Source organism: uncultured Ruegeria sp. (assembly GCF_947497005.1).
GTDB lineage: Bacteria > Pseudomonadota > Alphaproteobacteria > Rhodobacterales > Rhodobacteraceae > Ruegeria.
Genome location: NZ_CANMFF010000002.1, coordinates 175,422 through 192,800, shown reverse-complemented (window position 1 = coordinate 192,800; position 17,379 = coordinate 175,422). Strand labels below are relative to the sequence as shown.

The window sequence follows — 17,379 nt, the reverse complement described above, 5'->3', positions numbered from 1 at the left end:
GAGCGCTCATGCCCGGGGGCTTATGTCCTGACCGAAAAACACCAGCGTCCCGTCTTCATCCAGCACATGAAACTCACGCTGCAAATATGGTTGATCGAATGGCGGCCGCACGCGACCTTCAGGCAAATCCGCCAATCCGTCGCGCAGGCTGGCATACAATGCGTCGATATCTGTCACATCGATATAAAATGATTGGTCGTCACCCAGTGGTTTCCCATCGTCCCGGGGTGGACATTCCAGCAACCGAATGGCGACGGGGCCATGCGTAAGATAGGCGTAATTGTCCTGCGTAAACCCGCAGGTGAAACCCAAACGATCACAATAAAAGTTGATCTGGTTCTGCAAGGACGAGCACAACACAAACGGGGTAAGTTGCAAAATCTCTGGCATCTGAAGCTCCGAATTAGAAACGGCTGCAGTCTATCCGCGATGGTGTCTTAATCCAGCAATCGATCCTTTCGCAGACCTTCACGCTCGTAATGGTGCGGCAATACCCGCCCGTACAACTGCTGTGTCCGCTCGACACCGCCGCACATGCCTTCGGCCTCGACGAAAGAAAAGATCCCTACATAACGACGGCGCTTTCCCCTGACCGGAGCCACTCGGTGCAATGAGTACCGGCCTTTGAATATCTGCAGATCCCCGGGCTGCAGTTCCAACTGGTGAACCCGCGCCATGTTTCCATCCAGAACCGAGGCGACCTGTCCAAAATTCTCGTCCTCTGCGGTGCGAAGGTTGGGCGCGTATTCGAAGGCCCCGCCCTCCTCGCCATTCTGGATCGCCAGTGTCACGGTGTAGTTGTTGGTGTCGAAATGCCATGGGAAGCCCTGCCCTTCTTCCACGACATTGACGATCACATCAGCCAATGGATCGTCATAGCGAAAGAACCGGTTCTCGGGCTCACTTAGGGTATCCCGGATAAAGGGAAGAAATCCGCTGAATTCGTAAATGCGACGCAGTGGCCCGGACGTGGTGAAATTGTCGGCCGGAACAAAGGCATTCGAGCGGTCATAAAACCGCCGGATTGGATGAGCGATCCCGAACCGGGGATCGTCTTTGGTGAAATAGGCGTTTGTGCGATTGAAAGAACGGTGCGCCTTGGGCGCGACCTCGTTGGCCTCCTGCACCAAAAGCGCGATCCCTTGTTGGTGCACAAAACCGGGCAGAACCGCACATCCATCCTGTTCTAACTCGCGCCGCACATCCTCGATCAGTCGATCATAGGCCGGCGAATCCGGGCGATCGATCGGGTACCGTCCAAGATCCACAAGATCCTGCAACATGCTCTACCTCCGTCGTTTGCGCTCACAAGAGAAGAGTGGAGCACAAAAAACTGCCGATCATGCCAGTTTTGGACATCGCCCTGACGCTTTCAGACCACAAAATCAGCTGTCGAAGCTGCCTAATTCAATACGTTTTTCGCGGAAATTCCCGACATGCGGCAATCTGCGCAATAAAATGTCGCAAAATACCGCTGTTGAGATAGAAAATTGGTGCAATTGCCTGTTGACGCCCCTTCCCCTCGAACATAATGTCCCTTCACGCAAAAAGGAGCCTCTGGCAATGAGAACGCTAGTCGTAATCGTAGGAACCACGCGCATGGGCCGGTGACGGTAAACCATAATCGAACCCATGCGCCTCCGAAAAGATCGGGGGCTTTTTTTTGTCATACGCAAGACACATGTCGCGAACGGAGCAAAGCAGATGACACGTGAGATGACCGGCGCAAAGATGGTAGTTCAGGCCCTCAAGGATCAGGGTGTGGACACGGTATTCGGATACCCCGGTGGCGCCGTCCTACCGATCTATGATGAGATCTTTCTGCAAAACGACATTCGCCACATTTTGGTGCGTCACGAACAAGGCGCGGTTCACGCCGCCGAAGGCTATGCCCGTTCGACAGGCAAACCCGGCGTTGCGCTGGTGACTTCTGGTCCTGGTGCCACAAACGCTGTGACCGGCCTGACAGATGCGTTGCTGGATTCGATCCCGATTGTTGTTCTGACCGGTCAGGTCCCGACCTTCATGATCGGCTCGGACGCCTTTCAGGAGGCCGACACCGTTGGCATTACCCGCCCCTGTACCAAGCATAACTGGTTGGTGAAGGACACGGATTCCCTGTCGGCCACGATGCACGAGGCGTTCCATGTCGCCACCTCGGGCCGCCCCGGACCGGTGCTGGTCGACATTCCAAAGGACGTGCAGTTTGCAAATGGTGAATACAGCGCACCGAAACCGTCGAGTTCACATTACCAGCCGGTTCTGAAAGGTGATCTGGAAGAGATCACCGAGTTGGTTGCCGCAATTGAAACCGCCAAGAAACCCGTCTTCTACACCGGCGGAGGCGTCATCAATTCCGGCCCTGCGGCCAGTCAGTTGCTGCGTGAACTGGTAGACGCAACCGGATTTCCCATCACATCTACGCTGATGGGGCTTGGCGCTTACCCGGCCTCGGGCGAGAACTGGCTTGGGATGCTGGGCATGCACGGCCTGTATGAGGCCAATCTGGCGATGCATGACTGCGATCTGATGATCAACGTTGGTGCCCGGTTTGACGACCGGATCACCGGCCGCATCGACGCGTTTTCTCCAAACTCGAAGAAAGCGCATATAGACATCGATCCGTCCTCGATCAACAAAGTGATCCGCGTGGACATTCCCATCGTTGGTGACGTGGCCCATGTGCTGGAAGATATTCTGAAAATCTGGAAGTCGCGCGGGCGCAAGACGGACGCCGCGAACGTCAAGCAGTGGCAGAACCAGATTGCTGAGTGGCGCAAGATCAACTGTCTGGCCTTCACCAACAGCGAGAAAACGATCAAACCGCAATACGCGCTGCAACGTCTTGAAGAGCTGACGAAAAAGCATGATCGCTACATCACCACCGAGGTCGGCCAACATCAGATGTGGGCGGCACAGTACCTTGGGTTTGAAGACCCCAACCGCTGGATGACATCCGGAGGGCTGGGCACGATGGGCTACGGCTTCCCGGCGTCGATCGGCGTTCAGATGGCGCATCCCGACGCGCTGGTCATCAACGTCGCCGGCGAGGCTTCGTGGCTGATGAACATGCAGGAAATGGGGACTGCCACACAGTACCGTCTGCCGGTGAAACAGTTCATCCTGAACAACGAACGCCTCGGCATGGTGCGCCAGTGGCAGGAACTGCTGCATGGCGAGCGATATTCGCATTCCTGGTCCGAGGCGCTGCCCGATTTCGTCAAGCTCGCCGAGGCGTTCGGGGCGAAGGGTATCCTGTGCTCTGACCCCACCGATCTGGACGACGCCATCATGGAGATGATCAACTATGACGGCCCGGTGATCTTCGACTGTCTGGTGGAAAAGCACGAAAACTGCTTCCCCATGATCCCGTCGGGCAAAGCGCATAACGAAATGCTGCTGGGCGAGGCCGAGACGCAGGGCGTGATCGATAGCAAAGGCTCGGTTCTGGTTTAACGAAATTCGAAGAAATTTGCTGGGTGCCCGATGCGCCCGGCATCTCAAGGATGATGAAAGGGACATAAATGTCTGCCCTACATATCAAAAAAGGCTCCACGCGCCACTCGGCCTACAATCTACGTCCCACGTTCTCGGACGTACAGGAACGTCACACGATTGCCGTTCTGGTCGAAAACGAACCCGGGGTTCTGGCCCGTGTCATCGGCTTGTTCTCGGGCCGTGGATACAACATCGAAAGCCTGACGGTGGCCGAGGTTGACCATACCGGCCATCTCAGCCGCATTACTATCGTCACCACCGGCACGCCGCAGGTGATCGAACAGATCAAGGCGCAGCTTGGGCGCATTGTCTCGGTTCGTGACGTGCATGATCTGACCGTCGAAGGCGCGTCGGTTGAGCGTGAATTGGCGATCATCAAGGTCGTGGGTGAAGGTGACAAACGCGTTGAGGCGTTGCGTCTGGCCGATATCTTCCGCGCCAACGTGGTCGACAGCACGCTGAATTCTTTCATCTTCGAGATCACCGGCGCACCCGACAAGATCGACGCCTTTGCCGACCTGATGCGTCCGCTGGGCCTGATAGAAATCGCCCGTACTGGCGTGGCAGCCCTGCTGCGCGGTGACTGAATACGTTTCCCCGCCTTGGTACATGTCTTGGAACCAAGGCGGGAACACTTACTTAGGTTGATGAAAAACTGTGAATTCAACCCAAACGACGTCTATGCGCTATAATTGCCATAGGGTCAGCTTTTCCAGATAAAGATCAAGCATTTTCCGATAAAGCCTATTGCCTTTGCGCTTGGGGGCGTTAGCCTCATGTCCGCAACGCGACGTGGGGATACGTTGCTTGGGGTCACTCTGTACGATTATTCAATGCGCACCGGACTTTGGCGCCAGTGCACTGATGGTTTCATCCAGAAACTTAGCAAGGCGTGGGCACCCATGACCGACGATATTCGCAGCCCTGCTGAACTTCGTGCAATGTTCGGCGCGAACCTTCGGCAATTGGCACGGCGATATCGCTCGATCTCGGCCCTGTGCCGACAGCTTGGCGTGAACCGGACACAATTCAACAGATATCTTTCCGGCGAAAGCGTTCCCAGACCGGATGTTCTGGACCGTATTTGCCGGTTCTTCGACGTGGATGCCCGAATTCTTCTGAAACCGTTGGATGAAATCGAAAGCACCGAGTATCACCCCGCAACCTCAGCCCTGACACAGTTTTTGGGATCTGGTTCTGACACGATGGATCAGTCCGCGTTTTCGCCCGGATTCTACGTTGTTATCGAAAGTCTTTCGGCCGAACATCGCATGACCTTGTTGCATGCCAAGCCTTTGGCCCAATGCACATTGATACGCGGATACGTGTCTCGCGCAGCAATGCCCGAGGCAACACCACAAGCCCGGGAAATTCAAGGGATCGCGGCCTGCAGCGGTAAAACCGTCTATATGCTGACCTCCCAACGGCAAGGTCAAAACAGCCGGGTTTATTTGATCTCTCCCGACCCTACGGGAACGGCGGTTCAATGGCGTGGGTCAGTCATCAGCCCAACAAACGCAGCAACATCCGAACCCGTTGTGCTGAAATATCTCGGACATGACTCGACGGCCATTTTCGCGGCAGCACGCTTGTCGACCAATAATCTGGCGCAGCACCCGTAACCAGTTTTCTCAGGTCAGTGTATCTCCGTCATCGCTCTGCTTGATCTGCTGATACAGATGCCAACTGGCATGTCCCAGCAACGGCAAGACCACAAGCAACCCAAGAAACCAGGGCACCATCGCCAGAAACGTCAGAGCCGCAATAAAAATGCCCCAGGCCAGCATGACCGGAAAATTTTCCGATACATAGGAAAAGCTTGTAATCATCGCTGTTACAAAATCCAGTTCGCGGTCCAGCAACAGAGGGATCGACAAAACCGTGATCATATAAAGAACCGTCGCAAAAACCGCCCCGACTGCCGTGCCCACAGCCAGCATCGTCAGGCCATTCAGCGTCAGAAAAACCTCAAGCGAGGACGACACATTGGTCATCGTGGCCAGCCCCATGAACAGAGCGAAAATCATGTGCCCCAGAAAAAACCAGAACAGGAACACAACGACAATGATCGCGCAGATCGACGGCAACTGTCTGCGGCTTTGCTGCAGGACAACACCGAAGATCGCGCCCAGATCCAGTGGCTCTCCCTGCTCCAGACGATGTGACACCTCGTAAAGCCCGACAGCAGCAAACGGACCGATCAGTGGAAAACCGATGGCCGCCAGCACCAGCCAGAAGGTTGTTCCAGTCTGAACTGTCACCCATGCCATGGCCCACCCGGCCAGCACGTAAATGCTTGCAAAGATCAGACCGAACAGCGGCGCGCGGCGAAAATCTGCCCAGGCTCGCTGCAAAGCGGTGCGCAGCATGGCCGTATCGACCGGTCGCATATCCGGTACACCAAAGGGCTTTTCCATGTTGTCTCCTCCTCCCTGTCCGGCCTTATGACATCGCCGGCCTCTTGTTTGGCCAGTTGGTTTCGGCGTGATAGGCCGCCCCCACCGACAGTAGTTTCTGATCCGATCCTCTGGGCCCGAACAGTTGAAAACCCATTGGCAAGCCCTGCGCACCAAACCCGGCAGGCGCAGCCAGACAGGGCAAGCCGATCAGACTGACCGGTACCGTGACATGCATCCAGCGATGATAGGTGTCCATGGTGCGGCCTGCGATCTGTGTCGGGTACGGTAGATCAATCGCAAACGGCCAGACCTGAGCGGAAGGCAGGACCAGAGCGTCAAACTGGTCGAACAGGTTTGCCGCACAACGGAACCATTCGGACCGGATGACGCTTGCGTGATGCACCTCCATTGCGCTCACCGCCAGCCCCCTATCCAGCTCCCATTGTGCTGTGTCCTTCAAATGATCCTTTTTGGAAGCCAATGGTTCCAGCCCCGCAGCCACGCTGAACGACCGCAAGGTGATCCAACTGCTCCATAACTGTTCGGCATCAAAAGGTGGGGCAACGGCTTCAACCTGCGCTCCAAGCGTTTCGAACACATTCATCGCGTCTTTGCAAAGGTCCAGAATTCCGGGTTCGATCGGAAAAGTGCCTCCCCAATCACCAAGCCAGCCAATGCGCAGCCCTTGCAGATCTGCTGTGTTTACCGGTGAAACCGAGGCACTTTCAGAAACCAGGGGCAAGCGCGGGTCTGGGCCCGAGATTACGTCGAGTAGTACACCCAGATCCTCGGGGCTGCGTGCCATGGGGCCGAGCGTCGACAACTGATGCAAAAAGCTGTCGCCCACTGGATCAGAAGGCACCCTGCCCCAGCTTGGGCGAAAGCCATAAACGTTGTTCCAGGCCGCCGGGTTGCGCAGGCTACCCATCATGTCCGACCCGTCGGCCAAGGTCACCATACCCGTCGCTAATGCAACCGCCGCGCCGCCGGACGAGCCACCGCACGTATGATCGGCGTCATAAGGATTGCGCGTTGCGCCATAGACCGGGTTGAACGTGTGCGATCCCAGCCCGAATTCCGGCGTATTGGTCTTGCCGATCAGGATGGCGCCTGCTGCCCGCATCCGGGCGGCAATCAGATCGTCGCTGTCAGGCACAACGCCCTTGAATACAGGTGATCCTTGCGACGAGACAACACCAGCCACATTCACCAAGTCCTTAACCGCAATCGGCAGGCCGTGCAGAGGACCAGTGACAGGGCCGTTGTCGCGGGCCTTTGCCTCGGCCATCAATTCATCCGTGTCACGTAGCGCAACGATGGCGTTCACTTCGCCATTCACCTTGGCGATGCGATCCAGTGTGGACCGCATCACTTCGGCCGCCGAAACGTTTCGGTTGGCCAGTTGTTTCAGAAGATCTGTGGCCGATATCCGGGTCAGGTCCATAGCATGCCATTCTACTGTTGTTTCCAACAGCCTAGCGGGCGGTTCAGTTCATTTAAACCCACTGTTTAGATGTATCTTTTCGTTGCAGACTATGAAGATAGCGTCAGCGCGCTGCCCTGCGAAAATGCAAGTTGCTGTCAGTTCCAAGCCAGTATCGCAAGCAAAGAGCAACCGCGATACAGCTAAGCACCAGCCACATCGCACCCCACATGCTGGTGGTGCCGCCGAACTCCTCGGCCAACATGAACGCATCCGAGCGCACTCCAGACCGTCGGATCGTGTCGTCGAAAATATCAAACGGCACATAGATCATGCTGGTCAGCCCAATGACGCGCAGCACCAGATCGCTCACATCCGGGTGCAGGTACCACGCCGCAGCAATCATCGCCGCCCCGACACCAATGCAGAAAACGAGGGCAAATGGATCACGGATATACAACAACGCCACCAGACACATGACGCCACCGAAACCCGCCAGAACAGCACGATCGGCATTGGTCCGTAAGGCCAGGATCAACAGGGCCATGCCAAGCAATAGCGAGCCAAGATAACCGGCGGACAGGCTGAGAAACCGACTGCCGCCCCGGCCGATCACCATTCCACCTTGTTGCGGTGAGATCGAAAAGCTTTCGACAGAGCCACCGGTCAATAGGATCATCATTGCGTGAGAGAACTCGTGCAAAAAAACGACAAGAATCTTTAAAGGAACCACAGCGGGTGTGTTCCAGAGAATGAAGACCAAACTTGTGATCAGGATGAGCTGCCAGTGCCCTTTCAGCAGGTTCAGAAAGGCGTTCTGGCCACGCACCTTAGCTGTCGCCCTGCGCCTCGGACCGGCTTTTTCCTGCTACGTTCAAGGCCAGCGTCGCCGCCATGAACCCGTCCAGATCACCGTCCAGAACACCCTTGGTGTCTGACGTCTCATGATTGGTGCGCAAGTCTTTCACCATCTGATACGGCTGCAATACGTATGATCGGATCTGATTGCCCCAGCCCGCATCCCCCTTGGCCTCGTGGGCCGCGTTGATATCGGCGTTCCGGCGGTCAAGTTCCTGTTGATACAGGCGCGATTTAAGGGCCTTCATGGCGATATCGCGGTTCTGGTGTTGAGACTTCTCGGACGAGGTCACAACGATCCCGGTCGGGATATGCGTGATCCGAACCGCCGAGTCAGTAGTGTTGACGTGCTGGCCACCTGCGCCAGAGGACCGATAGGTATCGATGCGGATTTCCGACGGGTTGACCTCGATCTCGATATTGTCGTCGACCACCGGATAGACCCAGACCGAACTGAAAGAAGTATGCCGCTTGGCCGCAGAATCGAACGGTGAAATCCGCACCAGACGATGCACTCCGCTTTCCGATTTCAGCCAGCCATAGGCGTTGTGGCCGGAAATCTTGTAAGCGGCGGATTTGATCCCTGCTTCTTCACCGCCCGTCTCGGATTGCAGCTCAACCGTATAGCCCTTTTTCTCAGCCCAGCGCACATACATCCGCGCCAGCATCGACGCCCAGTCGCAGCTTTCGGTCCCGCCCGCACCCGAGTTGATCTCGAGGAACGTGTCATTGCTGTCGGCCTCGCCGTCCAGCAGCGCCTCAAGCTCTTTCTTGGCGGCCTTGTTCTTCAGGGCTTTGATCGCGGCTTCCGCGTCCTGAACGACCTCTTCGTCTTCTTCCATTTCGCCCAGCTCAATCAGCTCGATATTGTCGCTGAGATCTGTCTTGATGGTTTCATAGGTCTCAATCGCGTCAACCAGCATTTGCCGCTTGCGCATCAGTTTTTGCGCATTCTCCGGGCTGTCCCACAGGTTGGGATCTTCAACACGCGCATTGAATTCCTCAAGGCGATGCGGTGCGGTTTCATAGTCCATGCGCTGCGCCAGCAGCTCCAGCGACTTTTCGATTTCCGCCACGAAGTTCTGAGTTTCGGCGCGCATGGTCTTGTCCCAACTTGCTCAATCAGGCCTGCGTGATAGCAAGAGGTGCGAGACACCACAAGACAAGCCGGACGTGAATGCAAAGCACAGTCGATGAGTTTCTGGGCAGATGGGAACTGCATCAGCCAGAACTAGCCGCCGAGACCGGTCAGGCGCGGGTGTGGAAGGTGCTATCCAAACACGGACCCGCCGCATTGAAAATCTATCGCCGGCAGGATCGTGGTAACGAAGCACCCGGCACCGCCCTGTTGGCTGCCTGGCACGACCGGGGTGCCGTTCGGATTTTGAACGAGGAAAAGAACGCTGTCCTGATGGAATGGCTGGACGGCCCGTCATTGGGGGATATCGCACGTGCGGGACGCCCTGAAGACGCCATCAGGACCCTTGCGGAAACGGCGTCTCGGCTGCATTCGGAAATCACGCCTCCTATCGTTGGGTTGAAGCCGTTGGAAAGGGATTTCGCCCCTTTGTTTGACTGCACATTTGGGCCGACATGCCCGTCTACTTTGTATCATGACATGACGTCAGCCATTGCTTTGGCCAAACACCTGTTGAACGGCCAATCCACGTCTGCACCGCTGCATGGGGATCTTCATCCGGACAACATTATTCTTACGACCAAAGGCCCACGTGTTTTCGATGCAAAAGGATACGTTGGAGATCCCGCCTTTGAGTTGGCCAACGCAGTGCGCCACCCAAAGGGAATGCCGGAATTGGTGCGCCAGCCTACGCAGATCGAAAACTGCCTGTCGCTATATTCCAAAGTCATGAAGGTGCCAAAGCAGAGGCTGGCCCAATGGGCCGCCGCAAAATGCGCCTTGTCCATCTTTTGGCGATCAGAAGGTGCTATCGAAAACGATCCGGAAACCGACCTGTTGAGCCGACTTCTGAAGGAAGCCGGTCAGTAAAGGCCACCTGTGCTCAGATCCCCTTGGGTTGCCTTTGGCCCCACCGTTACCGTTTGACCTGTCGAGGTTTGCACCTGCACACCCGCACGTTGTACTTCCTCAAACAAGGGCAGGTCCGAACCGATCGCAAAGCCGCCGTCAAACACACGGTCGATAAAACCATCGACACCGTCGCGGAAAAATTCGGCCACGACGTACTCACCGCTGGCATCTTCGGGCAGGCGCGCGCCGCTGAAACGGTCAATCTTGATGAAATGACCGCCTTCCGGCACTTCGAACGGACCACCACCGTATTTCTCAACAGCCTTTTCCATGAAGCTCTGGAATACCGGGCCACACAATGTACCGCCATATGCCCCTCGCCCCATAGGACGCGGACGGTCATACCCGATATAGCACCCGGCCACGATGTTCGAGGTAAACCCGATGAACCACGCATCCTTGGATTCGTTGGTGGTTCCGGTTTTGCCTGCCGTCGGCACAGGCAAGTTTACCACGCGCGATGCAGTTCCGCGATCAACCACGCCTTTCATCATCGACGTCAGCTGGTAAGCGGTGATGGCATCCATGACCTGCGCGCGATCCGTCACAAGGGTCGGAGACTCGTCGGGCTCCAACCACGTGGAATTACAATCCAGACACTGACGGTCATCGTGGCGATAGATAGTTTTGCCAAATCGATCCTGAATACGGTCAACCAATGTTGGCTCGACCCGCTCACCACCATTTGCGAACATCGCATAAGCGGCGACCATTTTGTACAGCGTTGTCTCCTCGGACCCAAGTGAGTTTGCCAGAAACGCGCCCATCCGGTCGTAGACGCCAAAGCGCTCAGCATAACCCGCAACCACCGGCATCGTGACCTCTTGCGCCAGACGGATGGTCATCAGGTTCCGGGACTGTTCGATCCCCGTACGTAGTGGCGTCGGCCCGTAGAACTTGTTCGATGAGTTCTTGGGGCGCCACAAGCCTTGCGGTGTGTTTACCTCGATCGGCGCGTCCACAACGATGGTGGCAGGGCTGTACCCACTGTCCAGCGCAGCGGCGTAAACAAAGGGCTTAAAGCTGGATCCTGGCTGGCGCTGTGCCTGCGTGGCGCGGTTGAACACGGTATCCTGATACGAGAACCCGCCCTGCATCGCCAGAACACGGCCCGAGTTCACATCCATGGCGACAAAGCCGCCCTGAACCTCGGGCACCTGACGGGCAGACCACTGACCCTCTTCGCCCGCAACAACAAGGATGACATCGCCGCGCTTGAAGTTCGCGGCAAAATCACCCTGCATCCATTTGATATCGGACCGTGGGATAACGCCACCCGCAGGGCCGTTTTCAATCCCGACTGTCAGCTGTTGATCAGATACCCCAAGAACTACCGCAGGATACCACCGGGTCGGCAGCACCACATCGCGCGGAATCTCTATGATCGACAACGCGTCGCGCCACTGCGCCTCATCTGTTAGCTTTTCTTCGGGGATAACCTCACCTGTGCCACGCCATTTGCCGCGCGACCGGTCGTATTTCTGCAAAGCCTCACGCAATGCCCGCGCTGCCTCGACCTGCATTTCCTCGTCCACAGAAGCGCGGACCGTGAAGCCGCCGGTAAAGAACTCACCCTCGCCGAAATCAACACTCAACTGACGGCGGATTTCGTCGGTGAAATAGTCACGCGGCGGCAATGCGGTGCGGAAGCTTTCAAAATCACCGTTCTGGACCGAGCGAAGGGGTTGGTCGACCTCAACCTCATAGATCGCCTGATCGATGTAACCGTTCTGGTTCATCTCGCGCAGCACATAATTGCGGCGGGCCAGAAGGCGTTCCTTCTCCCGAACCGGATGGTAATCCGATGGCGCCTTGGGCATCGCGGCCAGCATCGCGGCCTCGTGCGGGGCCAGTTCCTGCAGCGTCTTGTTGAAATAGGTCTGCGCGGCGGCGGTCACACCGTAGGAGTTCTGACCAAGAAAGATCTCGTTCATGTACAGCTCGAGGATCTGTTCCTTGTCCAGAGTATCTTCAAGCCGGGTGGCGAGGATGATTTCCTTGATCTTGCGTTCGGCCCGACGGTCGCCTGACAAAAGGAAGTTTTTCATCACCTGCTGAGTAATGGTTGACGCACCACGCACGGTTTCGCCTTTGGACCGAACGGCTTCGACGCCCGCCGCAATGATACCACGCGGGTCATAGCCCTGATGGGTATAGAAATTCTTGTCTTCCGCCGAAATAAACGCCTGTTTTACGAGATCAGGGATTTCCTCGGACGGCGTGAACAGGCGGCGTTCTTGCGCAAATTCGTCGATCAGTTGGCCTTCACCTGAATAGATCCGGCTGATCGTCGGGGGTTTGTACTGGGCCAGAGATTCGTGGCTGGGAAGATCCCGCCCGTACATCCAGAACACCGCACCGATCACCAGTGCGACCATGAAGATACCCAAGGTGACGATACTGAAGATCGCCCCGAAAATCGAAAGAATGAACCGGATCACGTTACTGCCTTTTACTCGCGGTGGTGCCTATATAGTGTCGCACCGCCCAAGGGTCAAAACACCAAGCGTATTCTAGCCGTTTTGCGCCGTAAGGTCACTGGCCAATCAGGGATTTGCGGATCACATCCTGCTGACGCCAGTCCTCGAGTCCTCGAAAGATCCCCAGCGCCATTTTTGCCCGCCAATCCGAATCCCTGAGGTTTTTCTGGTCTCTGGGACTGGACAGGAACCCGAGTTCGATCAAAACAGACGGAATATCCGCCGCCTTGAGCACCGAGAAAGAGGCTGTACGCAACGGTTTGCGGTTCATCGGTCCACCCTGCTGGGCCATACCGTTGGCAATCGCGCCCGCCAGCGACTTTGTTCGCGGCACTGTTTCCTGACGCGCCATGTCCAGCAGTACATCGGCCACCTGATCGTCCGCTCCGTTCAGATCGATGCCCGAGATCAAATCCCCCCGGTCGTGCCGCTCGGCCAGTTTTGAGCTGGCTACATCAGAGGCATCCGCAGATAGAGTGTAAACTGCCGCACCATGTGCCTGCCCCTCGGACAGGGAATCTGCATGCAGTGATATGAACAGATCCGCGCCAGCCCGATGCGCCAGGGCGATCCGGCGCTCCAATGAGACAAACTGATCGTCAACGCGGGTCAGGACCACCTCGTAACCACCTGATCGCAAAAGAACTTCCCGCAACTCTCGCGCAAAGGTCAGCATCAGGGTTTTCTCATCAACGTCATCGATCTCGGCTCCGGGATCGATACCCCCATGTCCCGGATCGAGCATCACGCGCAATGGCCGGTCCGCAGAGCGTGAAGGTGCCTGCGGCAGATCAGCCGGTTCCGGCAAGTCCCACCCCGGGTTGCGCGGTGCACCTGCGGTTGCATTGAACGTGTCGAAATCTGTGCCCTTAAGATTGAGGGATAACAATGCAGCGCCCGAATCCTCTGCAACAGACAATTCGGCTGTATCCACAGCCATAGGTGCGCCCAGTTCCAGCACCAGACGCGACCATCCTGGAACATAGGCCCCGAATTGCACGCCGCTAACGCGTTCGGAGCGCAGGAAGTCCTCATGGTTCAACCCGGTCCAATCGACTTCGTTGAAATCCAGAACCATCCGGTAAGGATCCTGCAGGGTGAAGATCCGGTACGGGACACCCTGGCTGAGGCCGATATCCACACGAACGCCGGTTCGCCCGACATCCGTGATGCGGCTTTGATCCGGCTGAATGCGTGCCAGCGCGCTAAAATCTTGCGCGAAGGCATTGCCAGCCAGCGCCCAGATCAGAGCGATGCAAAAGAAGATCCTGCTCATGGCCTCAAGTTTTTCCGAGATCGTTTGACCGGCAGCCTATACCACAAGGGGTGATTTGTGAACGGCTCAGACTTGTTCCCTGATCACCTTTCGCTCGGTCATGAACAGGCGCAACCGTTCCAGCCCTTCCTGAATGTCAGCCGTCGCGCGCGCATAGGAAAAGCGCAACGTCGTATGGCCGCGTTGTGGATCGAAATCCAGCCCCGGCGTAACGGCCACACCGGCTTTTTCCAGAATTTCTGCTGCAAATGCGCGGCTGTCATCGGTCAGATCGGACACGTCGGCATAGACATAAAACGCACCGTCCGGCGGCGCGATGTTCGCGAACCCGGCCTTTGGCAACCCTTCCAGCATCAAAGCACGGTTTCGGCGGTACACGTCCAGATTGGCTTGCAGCTCATCCTCGCAATCCATCGCAGCCAGTGCCGCGATCTGACTGGCATGAGGCGCGCAGATGAACATGTTCTGAGCGATCCGCTCGACCACGCGAACCTGATCTTCGGGTACCACCATCCAGCCCACGCGCCAGCCGGTCATCGAAAAGTATTTTGAGAATGAGTTGATCACATAGCACTCATCCGTCAATTCCAGCGCGGTCACTGCTTTGGCTTCATACTCCAGCCCATGATAAATCTCATCACTGATGAACGACGCCCCCTGCCATTGTGCGGCTTCGATCAACGCCCCCATAGCAGCATGGTCCAACATTGTGCCGGTTGGGTTTGCGGGTGAAGCCACAATCAGTCCCTTCAGGTCCATCCCCTGAATATCCGCCGCAACGGGTTGCAACCGGTATTCGGGTGCCGTCTGCAAATCGACCGGCACCAACCCCAATGCCTTGAGAATCTGGCGATAAGACGGATATCCAGGCGCGCCTATGCCAACGCGATCGCCGCTGTCGAACAACGCAGTAAAAGCCAGCAGAAATCCGCCGGACGACCCGGGAGTGATCACCACCCGTTCGGGGTTCAGATCCACATCGTACCAATCCCCATAAAGCTGCGCGATCCGTTTTCGCAGCGCTGGCAGACCCAAAGCCACCGTATAGCCCAACGGGTGCTGTTCCATCGCTTTCGCCAGCGCCTCGGTTGCGCCTTTGGGCGCACCGGTTCCGGGCTGGCCGACTTCCATGTGAATCACATGGCGACCTGCCTCTTCGGCCCGACGCGCCGCCTCCATCACATCCATCACGATGAAGGGATCGACCCCGGACCGGGTTGAGTTTCTCATGCCCATCTCCCATGTTGCAGCCATGGCTTTTGAACGCGTATCCCGGCTGGCGTCAATCCCAGCCCTGATGCTTGCGGTTGCCGTCTGGCTGGCGGCAGCCGCGCAGTCGCATGCTCAAAGCCTGATCCGCGACCCTGACATCGAACATGGGTTGCGCGAACTGGCCTTTCCCGTATTGCGCGCAGCCGGATTGAACACCAACCGGGTTCAAATACTGGTGGTCAATGACAACACCTTCAACGCCTTCGTCATCGACTACAACGCGATCTACGTGAACTACGGGCTGATTCTGACGGTTGAAAACCCAGAAATGCTGCAAGCGGTGATCGCGCACGAGGCCGCCCATATCGCAAATGGTCACTTGGCCCGCCGGGCCGAGAACTTGAAGGCTGCACAACGCAATGCCAGCCTTGGCACCGCTTTGGCTTTACTGGCGGCTGCGGCAGGCGGTGGTGAGGCTGCTATTGGAATCGCTGCTGGCACCCAGGGCGCGGCAATCCGCGGTTTTCTGGGCCATACCCGCGCCGAAGAGGCCTCGGCCGACCGAAGCGCCGCAAGCTATCTGCGATGGGCCGAAATCTCGCCCAGTGGAATGGTTGAACTGCACCGAAAATTCGCGGGCCAGGAATTGCTAAGTGTCGCCAATCAGGACCCCTACATGCGATCGCACCCAACCAGTCGCGAACGCCTGCGCGCCGCCGAAGCGTTTCTGGATGAGTTTGGTGACAGGGCCGTTCCGAATGCCAATGCCGATTATTGGTTTGCCCGTGTCAAAGGCAAACTGTCGGCCTTCTTACGTTCTCCCAATTGGACGTTGCGACGCGCCAAGGAAGAATCCGACCGGGATATCCGCCTTATGCGCGAAGCGTCGGCCTATCATCAGAATCGCGATCTGGGCCGTGCTAGTGCTGCCATCGACGAAGCCCTCGCATTGCGGCCCAATGACCCTTACTACTATGAGCTTAAGGGGCAAATTCTGTTGGAAAACAGGCAGATGAACGCAGCTGTTGAAGCATATGGAAACGCTGTTGAAATGGCGCCGAACAATGCCCTGATCCTTGCAGGGTATGGGCGCGCGCTGCTGGCGCAAGGGCAGATAGAACAGGCATTGTCCGCACTGGAAAAAGCCCGCGCTCGGGACTACCGAAACGCCAGGCTGATGCAGGATCTGGGTGTTGCCTATTCAAAAGTTGGCAACAACGGAATGGCGTCCACTGTCACGGCCGAGCGGTATGCTCTGCAAGGGCGGATGACGGATGCCGGAATTCACGCAAAACGAGCTGTCGGGCAATTGCCCGAAGGTTCTCCGGGTTGGCAAAGGGCGCAGGACGTGTTGATTGCTGCCGAACGACTCAACAAAGACAAAAGGAAACGGAAATGATCCTCAGACATGCTGCACCCGCCCTTCTGGGGCTTTCCATGGCGGCGACCTCAGCGCAGGCGCTGGACCTGAACGCGATGAGCGATGCCGAGAAAGCGGAATTTGGCACTCAGGTGCGTGAATACCTGCTGGAAAACCCCGAAGTGATCGTCGAAGCGATCAACATTCTGGAACAGCGCAATGCGGTCGCCGAAGCGGCCGCGGACAAAGAGCTGGTCGCCGCCAATGCGGATGAGTTGTTCAATGATGGCTTTAGCTGGGTCGGTGGCAACCCGGATGGAGACATTACACTGGTCGAGTTCATGGACTACCGCTGTGGCTATTGCCGCCGCGCTGTGCCCGAAGTAGCCAGCCTGCTGGCAGAAGACGGTAATATCCGCCTTGTGATCAAGGAACTTCCTATTCTGGGTGATGCTTCGGTTCTGTCCTCGCGCTTTGCATTGGCCACCAAGCATGTGGCCGGTGACGACGCCTACAAGCAGGTCCATGATGCCCTGCTGGAATTCACCGGCGAGCCAACCGAGATTTCTCTGCGGCGCATCTCGGACGGACTGGGGATGGACACCGACGCAATTGTCGCGGCGATGGATAGCGACCGCGTCACAGACGAAATCACCCGCACCCGCGCGCTGGCGCAGCGGATGCAGATTTCGGGTACGCCATCGTTTGTGTTGGGAACAGAGATGCTGCGGGGGTTCCTGCCTGCGGAGCAGATGCAGCAGATTGCGGATGGTGTTCGTGCGGAACAGGGCTAAGCCGGGTTAATCGAAGTGATCGACGTTTC

The 17,379-nt window shown here is 57.0% G+C and carries 15 protein-coding genes; 6 read left to right on the top strand and 9 right to left on the bottom strand.

What is annotated here, in order from left to right; genetic code table 11:
• Nucleotides 1-6: 6 nt before the first annotated feature.
• Nucleotides 7-390 carry a VOC family protein gene (locus Q0816_RS03360; RefSeq protein ID WP_298847691.1) on the bottom strand — a complete coding sequence of 128 codons (384 nt, stop codon included), beginning with the start codon at nucleotides 388-390 and terminating at the stop codon, nucleotides 7-9.
• 47 nt (nucleotides 391-437) lie between these two features.
• Nucleotides 438-1,283: a 2OG-Fe(II) oxygenase gene (locus Q0816_RS03355; protein ID WP_298847689.1), complete on the bottom strand. Its 846-nt coding sequence runs from the start codon at nucleotides 1,281-1,283 to the stop codon at nucleotides 438-440.
• Between the two features lie 421 nt (nucleotides 1,284-1,704).
• Here Q0816_RS03355 and Q0816_RS03350 point away from each other — a divergent pair, with 421 nt between their 5' ends.
• The 3 genes from Q0816_RS03350 to Q0816_RS03340 all read left to right on the top strand — a co-directional run bounded on the left by Q0816_RS03350 (nucleotide 1,705) and on the right by Q0816_RS03340 (nucleotide 5,120).
• On the top strand, nucleotides 1,705-3,456 hold the full coding sequence (locus Q0816_RS03350; protein ID WP_298847687.1) for an acetolactate synthase 3 large subunit: 1,752 nt from the start codon (nucleotides 1,705-1,707) through the stop codon (nucleotides 3,454-3,456).
• Nucleotides 3,457-3,524: 68 nt separating this feature from the next.
• Complete coding sequence (gene ilvN / locus Q0816_RS03345) at nucleotides 3,525-4,085, top strand: acetolactate synthase small subunit (RefSeq protein ID WP_298847685.1); 561 nt, start codon at nucleotides 3,525-3,527, stop codon at nucleotides 4,083-4,085.
• 315 nt (nucleotides 4,086-4,400) lie between these two features.
• The gene (locus Q0816_RS03340) at nucleotides 4,401-5,120 is read left to right on the top strand and encodes a helix-turn-helix transcriptional regulator (RefSeq protein WP_298847683.1); all 720 of its coding nucleotides are present in this window, start codon (nucleotides 4,401-4,403) and stop codon (nucleotides 5,118-5,120) included.
• Between the two features lie 9 nt (nucleotides 5,121-5,129).
• On the opposite strand, the gene Q0816_RS03335 is transcribed toward Q0816_RS03340, so the two are convergent.
• The 4 genes from Q0816_RS03335 to prfB form a co-directional block, all read right to left on the bottom strand.
• On the bottom strand, nucleotides 5,130-5,915 hold the full coding sequence (locus Q0816_RS03335) for a DUF2189 domain-containing protein (protein ID WP_298847681.1): 786 nt from the start codon (nucleotides 5,913-5,915) through the stop codon (nucleotides 5,130-5,132).
• 25 nt (nucleotides 5,916-5,940) lie between these two features.
• Complete coding sequence (locus Q0816_RS03330; protein WP_298847679.1) at nucleotides 5,941-7,341, bottom strand: amidase; 1,401 nt, start codon at nucleotides 7,339-7,341, stop codon at nucleotides 5,941-5,943.
• A 103-nt stretch (nucleotides 7,342-7,444) separates the two neighbouring features.
• Nucleotides 7,445-8,149, bottom strand: a complete 705-nt coding sequence (locus tag Q0816_RS03325; RefSeq protein ID WP_298847677.1) for a M50 family metallopeptidase — start codon at nucleotides 8,147-8,149, stop codon at nucleotides 7,445-7,447.
• A 1-nt stretch (nucleotide 8,150) separates the two neighbouring features.
• A complete protein-coding gene (gene prfB, locus Q0816_RS03320; RefSeq protein ID WP_298847675.1) occupies nucleotides 8,151-9,278 on the bottom strand; it encodes a peptide chain release factor 2 in 1,128 nt (375 codons plus the stop codon).
• A gap of 77 nt (nucleotides 9,279-9,355) precedes the next feature.
• On the opposite strand from prfB, the gene Q0816_RS03315 reads away from it, so the two are divergent.
• A complete protein-coding gene (locus Q0816_RS03315; protein WP_298847673.1) occupies nucleotides 9,356-10,186 on the top strand; it encodes an aminoglycoside phosphotransferase family protein in 831 nt (276 codons plus the stop codon).
• On the opposite strand, the gene Q0816_RS03310 is transcribed toward Q0816_RS03315, so the two are convergent.
• From Q0816_RS03310 to Q0816_RS03300, 3 genes are all read right to left on the bottom strand, one after another.
• Nucleotides 10,180-12,669: a penicillin-binding protein 1A gene (locus Q0816_RS03310; protein ID WP_298847670.1), complete on the bottom strand. Its 2,490-nt coding sequence runs from the start codon at nucleotides 12,667-12,669 to the stop codon at nucleotides 10,180-10,182. The genes Q0816_RS03315 and Q0816_RS03310 overlap by 7 nt on opposite strands.
• A 94-nt stretch (nucleotides 12,670-12,763) precedes the next feature.
• On the bottom strand, nucleotides 12,764-13,984 hold the full coding sequence (locus tag Q0816_RS03305; protein ID WP_298847668.1) for an N-acetylmuramoyl-L-alanine amidase: 1,221 nt from the start codon (nucleotides 13,982-13,984) through the stop codon (nucleotides 12,764-12,766).
• Nucleotides 13,985-14,050: 66 nt separating this feature from the next.
• A complete protein-coding gene (locus tag Q0816_RS03300) occupies nucleotides 14,051-15,214 on the bottom strand; it encodes an aminotransferase class I/II-fold pyridoxal phosphate-dependent enzyme (RefSeq protein WP_298847667.1) in 1,164 nt (387 codons plus the stop codon).
• Between Q0816_RS03300 and Q0816_RS03295 the strand changes: the two genes are divergently transcribed.
• Nucleotides 15,213-16,595, top strand: a complete 1,383-nt coding sequence (locus Q0816_RS03295; protein ID WP_298847666.1) for a M48 family metalloprotease — start codon at nucleotides 15,213-15,215, stop codon at nucleotides 16,593-16,595. The two genes, Q0816_RS03300 and Q0816_RS03295, sit on opposite strands and share 2 nt — an antisense overlap.
• Nucleotides 16,592-17,350, top strand: coding sequence for a DsbA family protein (locus Q0816_RS03290; protein WP_298847665.1), 759 nt, complete (start codon nucleotides 16,592-16,594; stop codon nucleotides 17,348-17,350). The genes Q0816_RS03295 and Q0816_RS03290 overlap by 4 nt, the downstream gene beginning before the upstream one ends.
• Nucleotides 17,351-17,379 lie beyond the last annotated feature (29 nt).

Coding starts and splice junctions, on each gene's coding strand:
- Q0816_RS03300 (WP_298847667.1), bottom strand. CDS start 15,214: ATGAGAAACTCAACCCGGTCCGGGGTCGATCCCTTCATCGTGATGGAT.
- ilvN (WP_298847685.1), top strand. CDS start 3,525: ATGTCTGCCCTACATATCAAAAAAGGCTCCACGCGCCACTCGGCCTAC.
- prfB (WP_298847675.1), bottom strand. CDS start 9,278: ATGCGCGCCGAAACTCAGAACTTCGTGGCGGAAATCGAAAAGTCGCTG.
- Q0816_RS03330 (WP_298847679.1), bottom strand. CDS start 7,341: ATGGACCTGACCCGGATATCGGCCACAGATCTTCTGAAACAACTGGCC.
- Q0816_RS03335 (WP_298847681.1), bottom strand. CDS start 5,915: ATGGAAAAGCCCTTTGGTGTACCGGATATGCGACCGGTCGATACGGCC.
- Q0816_RS03295 (WP_298847666.1), top strand. CDS start 15,213: ATGCCCATCTCCCATGTTGCAGCCATGGCTTTTGAACGCGTATCCCGG.
- Q0816_RS03340 (WP_298847683.1), top strand. CDS start 4,401: ATGACCGACGATATTCGCAGCCCTGCTGAACTTCGTGCAATGTTCGGC.
- Q0816_RS03290 (WP_298847665.1), top strand. CDS start 16,592: ATGATCCTCAGACATGCTGCACCCGCCCTTCTGGGGCTTTCCATGGCG.
- Q0816_RS03360 (WP_298847691.1), bottom strand. CDS start 390: ATGCCAGAGATTTTGCAACTTACCCCGTTTGTGTTGTGCTCGTCCTTG.
- Q0816_RS03350 (WP_298847687.1), top strand. CDS start 1,705: ATGACACGTGAGATGACCGGCGCAAAGATGGTAGTTCAGGCCCTCAAG.
- Q0816_RS03315 (WP_298847673.1), top strand. CDS start 9,356: ATGCAAAGCACAGTCGATGAGTTTCTGGGCAGATGGGAACTGCATCAG.
- Q0816_RS03355 (WP_298847689.1), bottom strand. CDS start 1,283: ATGTTGCAGGATCTTGTGGATCTTGGACGGTACCCGATCGATCGCCCG.
- Q0816_RS03305 (WP_298847668.1), bottom strand. CDS start 13,984: ATGAGCAGGATCTTCTTTTGCATCGCTCTGATCTGGGCGCTGGCTGGC.